The 6,244-nt window shown below is 69.9% G+C and carries 7 protein-coding genes and 2 tRNA genes; 7 read left to right on the top strand and 2 right to left on the bottom strand.

What is annotated here, in order from left to right; all coding sequences use genetic code 11:
- Window positions 1-125 precede the first annotated feature (125 nt).
- The 7 genes from ADX84_RS06890 (at window position 126) to ADX84_RS06860 (ending at window position 3,821) form a co-directional block, all read left to right on the top strand.
- Window positions 126-201 (top strand) — tRNA-Thr (locus ADX84_RS06890).
- Between the two features lie 102 nt (window positions 202-303).
- A tRNA-Met gene (locus tag ADX84_RS06885) sits at window positions 304-379 on the top strand.
- A gap of 101 nt (window positions 380-480) precedes the next feature.
- On the top strand, window positions 481-645 hold the full coding sequence (rpmG, locus tag ADX84_RS06880; protein ID WP_026117477.1) for a 50S ribosomal protein L33: 165 nt from the start codon (window positions 481-483) through the stop codon (window positions 643-645).
- A gap of 158 nt (window positions 646-803) precedes the next feature.
- A complete protein-coding gene (locus ADX84_RS06875) occupies window positions 804-1,247 on the top strand; it encodes a MaoC family dehydratase N-terminal domain-containing protein (protein WP_017543029.1) in 444 nt (147 codons plus the stop codon).
- Window positions 1,248-1,262: 15 nt separating this feature from the next.
- Entirely contained in the window at window positions 1,263-1,691 is a 429-nt protein-coding gene (locus tag ADX84_RS06870; RefSeq protein ID WP_017543028.1) for a MaoC family dehydratase, read from the top strand.
- Window positions 1,692-1,748: 57 nt separating this feature from the next.
- Window positions 1,749-2,825 (top strand): UDP-N-acetylmuramate dehydrogenase, encoded by a 1,077-nt coding sequence (locus ADX84_RS06865; RefSeq protein ID WP_199776495.1) that lies wholly within the window; start codon window positions 1,749-1,751, stop codon window positions 2,823-2,825.
- A gap of 402 nt (window positions 2,826-3,227) precedes the next feature.
- Window positions 3,228-3,821 carry a TMEM165/GDT1 family protein gene (locus tag ADX84_RS06860; RefSeq protein WP_049569219.1) on the top strand — a complete coding sequence of 198 codons (594 nt, stop codon included), beginning with the start codon at window positions 3,228-3,230 and terminating at the stop codon, window positions 3,819-3,821.
- Window positions 3,822-3,850: 29 nt separating this feature from the next.
- Here the strand turns inward: ADX84_RS06860 and ADX84_RS06855 are convergent, their stop codons facing one another.
- A complete protein-coding gene (locus ADX84_RS06855) occupies window positions 3,851-4,900 on the bottom strand; it encodes an adenosine deaminase (protein WP_049569215.1) in 1,050 nt (349 codons plus the stop codon).
- A gap of 119 nt (window positions 4,901-5,019) precedes the next feature.
- On the bottom strand, window positions 5,020-6,228 hold the full coding sequence (locus ADX84_RS06850) for a pyridoxal phosphate-dependent aminotransferase (RefSeq protein ID WP_049569213.1): 1,209 nt from the start codon (window positions 6,226-6,228) through the stop codon (window positions 5,020-5,022).
- Window positions 6,229-6,244: the final 16 nt, after the last annotated feature.

Genomic DNA, 6,244 nt, shown 5'->3' with positions numbered 1-6,244 from the left:
GGACTATACAGGGATCCGGGGGCGCCCGGTGCTCGATTTGGCAGACCACCCCCGGATCCCTGTATAGTCATGTTCAGCGCAAGGGGGTACGCCCCCGGGGCGGACGAGAGAAAGTCCCACAGCGCGCCCCTTTAGCTCAGTCGGCAGAGCGTCTCCATGGTAAGGAGAAGGTCTACGGTTCGATTCCGTAAAGGGGCTCCACCACTTGACGAGGTTCCGGTCCACTCAGGTGGGTGGCCGGTGGAACTTCACCGGCCTTGACAGAGGGACATCCACGATAGGATGTCCTTCCGTTCTGATCGGGGCGGGGTAGCTCAGTCGGTAGAGCAAGCGGCTCATAATCGCTGTGTCGTCGGTTCAAGTCCGGCCCCCGCTACCAACCCGCTGACCCCTGAGGCGCAGTACTCAGGGGTCGTCGTGGGTCTCCAGCAGTGTTCAACTGCGCCCAGGTAATGTCTCCAGCGAGAAAGGCACTCCGAAGTGGCTGCCACAGACGTGAGGCCGAAGATCACCCTGGCCTGCCAGGAGTGCAATCACCGGAACTACATCACGCGCAAGAACCGTCGGAACACCCCCGACCGTCTGACGATCAAGAAGTTCTGCCCGAACTGCCGCAAGCACAACGACCACCGCGAGACCCGCTAGGTTCTCCAGGTCCGTCGTCCCCGGCAGGGAGCGGTCGGCTTCTCGTAGACTCCAGCCCGGTGAGCACTTCGCTCACCGGGCTTTTGTTATGGCCGACACGGGTCGGCGGGCGCAGTGCCCCCGCACCGTGACCGCACAGCGCACAGGAGAGACAGAGCGTGGCGATCAACCCTGACTACCTCGGCCGGGAGTACCCCGCCCCCGAGGCCTACGAGGTGACGCGCGGCAAGATCCGCGAGTTCGCCGAGGCGATCAACGACCTCAACCCCGTCTACCTCGACAGGGCCTCCGCCAAGGCCCTCGGGTACGCCGACGTCATCGCCCCGCCCACCTTCCCCGTCATCCTGGGCATGGCCGGGTCCGCCCTGGCACTTGCCGACCCGGACCTCGGAGTGGACTTCTCCCGGGTCGTCCACGGCGACCAGAGCTTCCGCTACAGCCGTCCGCTCCAGGCGGGCGACGTCCTGAGCACGGTCACCCGCATCACCGACATCAAGGCGCTGGGCGGTAACGAGCTCATCACCATGGAGACGGTGGCCGAGGCGGCCGACGGTGAGCACGTGGTGACGGCGGGCATGATGCTCGTCGTCCGGGGTTCCTAGGAAGCGGGGAAGACAGTGAACAGGATCAAGCACGCCGACGTCGAGGTCGGGACCGAGATCCCCGAGCGGGCCTTCCCGGTCCGCCGTCTGGACCTGGTCCGCTACGCGGGCGCCTCGGGTGACTTCAACCCGATCCACTGGAACGAGCGGTTCGCGAAGTCGGTCGGGCTGCCCGACGTGATCGCGCACGGCATGTTCACCATGGCCGAGGCGGGCCGGGTCGTCACCGACTGGACCGGGGACCCCGGCAGCGTCGTCGACTACGCTGTGCGCTTCTCCGCGCCCGTGGTGGTCCCCGACGACGACCAGGGCGCCGAGATCACCGTCGGCGGCAAGGTGAAGGCCAAGAACGACGACGGCACCGTCACCGTTCTGCTCACCGCCCGCTCCGGCGGCGCCAAGGTCCTGGCCAAGGCCACCGCCGTGGTCCGCCTGGCCCCGTAGCCCGCAGGGCCACGACCGATCCCAACCGCACCCGCGTTCGTTCTCTCCGCAAGAGGTATGCCCGTGTCCACGATGCTCGCCGACCACACCACCCTCGGCCTGGGCGGCCCCGCCAAGGCCTTCCGGACCGCCAGCTCCACCGACGAGCTCGTCGGTCTCGTCACCGAGGCCGACCGCACGGGTGAGCGCGTGCTCGTGCTCGGTGGCGGAAGCAACCTGGTCGTCGCCGACGACGGGTTCCCCGGAACCGTGGTCCTGGTCGCCTCCCAGGGCGTCACCACGACCGAGGCCGGTACCGACCCGGAGACCGGCGAGGAGATCGTCCTGCTGAGGGCGGACGCGGGTGTGGAGTGGGACCCGCTGGTGGAGCGGACCGTCGCCGAGGGCCTCAACGGCGTCGAGTTCCTCTCCGGCATCCCCGGCCGGGTGGGATCCACCCCCATCCAGAACGTGGGCGCCTACGGCCAGGACGTCAGCCAGACCGTCCGCGAGGTGCTGGCCCTGGACCGCACCACCGGTGAGCTGGTCACGCTGTCCAACGCCGACTGCGGCTTCACCTACCGCGACAGCGCCTTCAAGGGCCACGAACGGTACGTGGTGTGCGAGGTCGTCTTCGAGCTGCGCAGGGGGCCGCTGAGCCGCCCCGTCCGGTACGCCGAGGTGGCGCGCGCCATGGGTGTGGACGCGGGGGAGCGGGTTCCCCTGGCCCGGGCGCGCGAGGTGGTCCTCGGGCTGCGCGCGGGCAAGGGCATGGTCCTGGACCCCGCCGACCCCGACACCCGAAGCGCGGGTTCGTTCTTCACCAACCCGGTCCTGTCGGCCGAGGAGTACGCGGCCTTCCGCGAGCGGGCCGCCGCCCGCCTGGGGGCCGACACCGAGATCCCGGGGCACCCCGACGACGTCGGCAACGTGAAGCTCTCCGCCGCCTGGCTGATCGACCGCGCCGGGTTCACCAAGGGCCACGGTGACGGTCCCGCGCGGATCTCCGGCAAGCACACCCTGGCGCTCACCAACCCCGGCGGCGCGACCACGGCCGACCTCCTGGACCTGGCCCGCGAGGTGCGGGCCGGGGTCGAGGCGGCCTTCGGGGTGCGCCTGGTCAACGAGCCGGTCCTTCTCGGGGTCAGCCTCTGATCCGGGCGGCACCAGCCGTACGGGCCCCGGGGCCCTCCCGGCCCCCCGCGCGGGCGCGTGGCGCGGGGCACCGGCCGCCGCCCTACTGCCGCCCCGGCGGGGCGGCACCGGCGGCGACAAGACGCCCAAGAAATAAGTTAGGCGCCTCTAACTCCTTTATCAGGCCAACCTGATAATTCAATTCGCCAGATCAATAAATTGCGATCAAAAATGGTTCTGGTAATGTCTTGAGTGTCGAAGGGGAGTAGTCCCCAATGCGCGCGGTCGACACACTGGACGTCACGGTCCCGGCCGCGTGAGCCCAGTACAGCGGGCGGACGAGACCTTTGACCCGGTAGGAGACGACCGGGTTGAAGGGGCGTTCTCCGCCTCCTTCTGCCCATCAAGGACAGCAGGAGAACCATGTCAGCTTTTCTGGTCGGCCTCGGCGTGAGCACGGGTGCCATCTTCATCGCCGAAATGGGCGACAAGACCCAGTTGGTCGCGATGTCCCTGGCGACCCGTTACCGCGCCCTCACCGTCATCCTCGGCATCACCGTCGCCACCGCACTGGTGCACCTGGGAAGCGTGTTCATCGCGGAGGTCCTCGGCACCGCCATCCCCACCGACTGGCTCACCCTCGCGGCCGGGGCCGCCTTCCTGGTCTTCGGACTGTGGACCCTGCGCGGCGACGAGATGTCCGACAAGGACGAGGAACGGGCCGCCTCCCGCCGCATCCGCTCCGGGTTCGTGACCGTGTTCGTGGTCTTCCTCGTGGCGGAGCTCGGTGACAAGACCATGCTCGCCACCATCACCGTGGGCACGCAGTACCACTGGCTCCCCGTGTGGATCGGCTCCACCGTCGGCATGGTCGCCGCCGACGCCATCGCCATCGCGATCGGCGCCGTCCTCGGCAAGAAGCTCCCCGAGAGGGCCATCCAGATCGGCGCCTCGGTGCTGTTCTTCGTCGCGGGGGCGGCCATGCTCGGCCAGGGCGCCTGGATGCTCCTGGCCTGAGCACACGGAGCGGGAGCCCGCCCCGCCGCTCAGACCTCCAACGGCTCCGGTTCGCCGGCCAGCCAGTCGTCCACCCCGGAGAGCAGCTGCTTCTTCAGGGAGTCGGGGGCCCCGGCGCCCCGGATCGACATCCGCGCGAGGTCGGCCAGTTCAGCGTCGGTGAACCCGAACACCTCGCGGGCGATCCGGTACTGCTCCACCAGGCGCGGACCGAACAGCAGGGGGTCGTCGGTACCCAGGGCGATGGGCGCGCCGGCCTGGTAGAGCCTGCGCAGCGGGACGCGGTCCAGCTGGTCGAACACCCCGAGACCCACGTTGGAGGTCGGGCAGACCTCCAGGGTCACCTCCTGGGTGGCGATGCGCTCCAGCAGGTAGGGGTCCTCCACCGCGCGCACCCCGTGACCGATCCGGTCCGCGTTCAGCTCGTCCAGGCACTCCCGGACGCTGCGCGGGCCGTTGAGCTCCCCGCCGTGGGGTGTGGAGAGCAGTCCGGCGCGCTTGGCGATCCGGAAGGCCGCCTCGAACTCCCGTGCCCGGCCTCGGCGCTCGTCGTTGTTCAGCCCGAACGACACCACGCCACGGCCCGAGTACTGGGCGGCGAGGCGGGCCAGAGCCCGGGCGTCCAGGGGGTGCCGGGTCCGGTTGGCGGCCACCATCAGGCCGATCGCCACTCCGGTCTCGCGCTCGGCCACGCGGGCGGCGTCCAGGATCAGCTCCAGGGTCGCGGTCAGCCCGTCGAAGAGCGAGGAGTACCCGCTGGGGTCGACCTGGATCTCCAGCCACCCCGAACCGGCCTCCCGCTCGTCCTCCGCGGCCTCCAGGAGCAGGCGGTGGATGTCCTCGGGCCTGCGCAGCACGGAGCGGGCGACGTCGTAGAGGCGTTGGAAGCGGAACCAGCCGCGTTCGTCCGTGGCCCTGAGCTTGGGCGGCCACTCCTTCACCAGGGCCTGGGGCAGGTGCACCCCGCGTTCCTCGGCCAGTTCCACCAACGTGTCGTGGCGCATCGAGCCGGTGAAGTGCAGGTGCAGGTGGGCCTTGGGCAGCCGATCCAGTCGGCGAGCGGCGGTCGGTGTCTCCATGAACCAAGCCTGCCGTATGAAGGGCACCAGGCGTGCCAGGAATGGCCAACACCACACGACGTGAACGCGCCCCGGGCCGGAACCCGGGGCGCGTCGTCCGTCGTCGGTGCCGGTGAGGGCTACTCGGCCTCGCCCAGCAGCTTCTGCACGCGGCTGACGCCCTCCACCAGGTCCTCGTCGCCCAGCGCGTACGACAGGCGCAGGTAGCCCGGCGTGCCGAAGGCCTCACCGGGCACCACGGCGACCTCGGACTCCTCCAGGATGATCTCGGCCAGCTCGGCGGAGGTGTTCGGCGTCCGGCCCCGGATCCTCCTCCCGAGGACCCCCTGGACCGACGGGTAGACGTAGAACGCGCCCTCGGGCACGGGACACACCACGCCGTCGATCTCGTTGAGCATGCGCACGATGGTCCGACGGCGGCGGTCGAAGGCCTCGCGCATCTCCCCGACGGCGGTCAGGTCGCCGGAGACGGCGGCCAGAGCGGCGGCCTGGGAGACGTTCGCGACGTTCGAGGTGGCGTGTGACTGCAGGTTGCTCGCGGCCTTCACGAGGTCCTTCGGGCCGATGATCCACCCCACGCGCCAGCCGGTCATCGCGTACGTCTTGGCGACACCGTTGACGACGACCGTGCGGTCGGCGATCTCGGGTACCTCGACGGGCAGCGAGGAGAACTCGGCGTTGCCGTAGACGAGGTGTTCGTAGATCTCGTCGGTCAGCACCCACAGGCCGTGCTCGTGCGCCCAGCGGCCGACGGCGCGCACCTGATCGCGCGGGTAGACGGCCCCGGTCGGGTTCGACGGGGAGACGAAGACCAGCACCTTGGTGCGCTCGGTGCGCGCGGCCTCCAGCTGCTCGACACCGGCCATGTACCCGGTGCTCTCGTCGGTGACGACGAAGACCGGCACGCCCCCGGCGAGCCGGACCGACTCCGGGTAGGTGGTCCAGTACGGGGCGATGACGATGACCTCGTCGCCCGGGTCCAGCAAGGCGGCGAAGGCCTCGTAGATGGCCTGCTTGCCGCCGTTGGTCACCAGGACCTGCGCGGGCTCCACCTCGTAGCCGGAGTCGCGCCGGGTCTTCTCCGCGATCGCCGCGCGCAGCTCGGGCAGCCCGGCGGCGGGGGTGTAGCGGTGGAAGCGGGGATCGCGCGCGGCGGCCACGGCCGCCTCCACGACGTAGTCGGGGGTCGGGAAGTCCGGCTCGCCCGCGCCGAAGCCGATGACGGGGCGTCCCTCCGCCTTCATGGCCTTGGCCCTGGCGTCCACGGCGAGGGTGGCGGACTCGGAGATGGCGCTGATACGTGCGGAGACACGGGGTCGCTCAGTCATGTCCCCCATCGTGTCA

This window comes from Nocardiopsis sp. SBT366, assembly GCF_001083815.1.
GTDB lineage: Bacteria > Actinomycetota > Actinomycetes > Streptosporangiales > Streptosporangiaceae > Nocardiopsis > Nocardiopsis prasina.
Note: the sequence above shows the minus strand (reverse complement) of the source record. Positions and strands in the feature narration are given on the sequence as shown.

Excerpts from the sequence above, each read along its gene's own strand:
- ADX84_RS06850 (WP_049569213.1), bottom strand. The coding sequence starts at position 6,228 with ATGACTGAGCGACCCCGTGTCTCCGCACGTATCAGCGCCATCTCCGAG.
- ADX84_RS06860 (WP_049569219.1), top strand. The coding sequence starts at position 3,228 with ATGTCAGCTTTTCTGGTCGGCCTCGGCGTGAGCACGGGTGCCATCTTC.
- ADX84_RS06855 (WP_049569215.1), bottom strand. The coding sequence starts at position 4,900 with ATGGAGACACCGACCGCCGCTCGCCGACTGGATCGGCTGCCCAAGGCC.
- ADX84_RS06865 (WP_199776495.1), top strand. The coding sequence starts at position 1,749 with ATGCCCGTGTCCACGATGCTCGCCGACCACACCACCCTCGGCCTGGGC.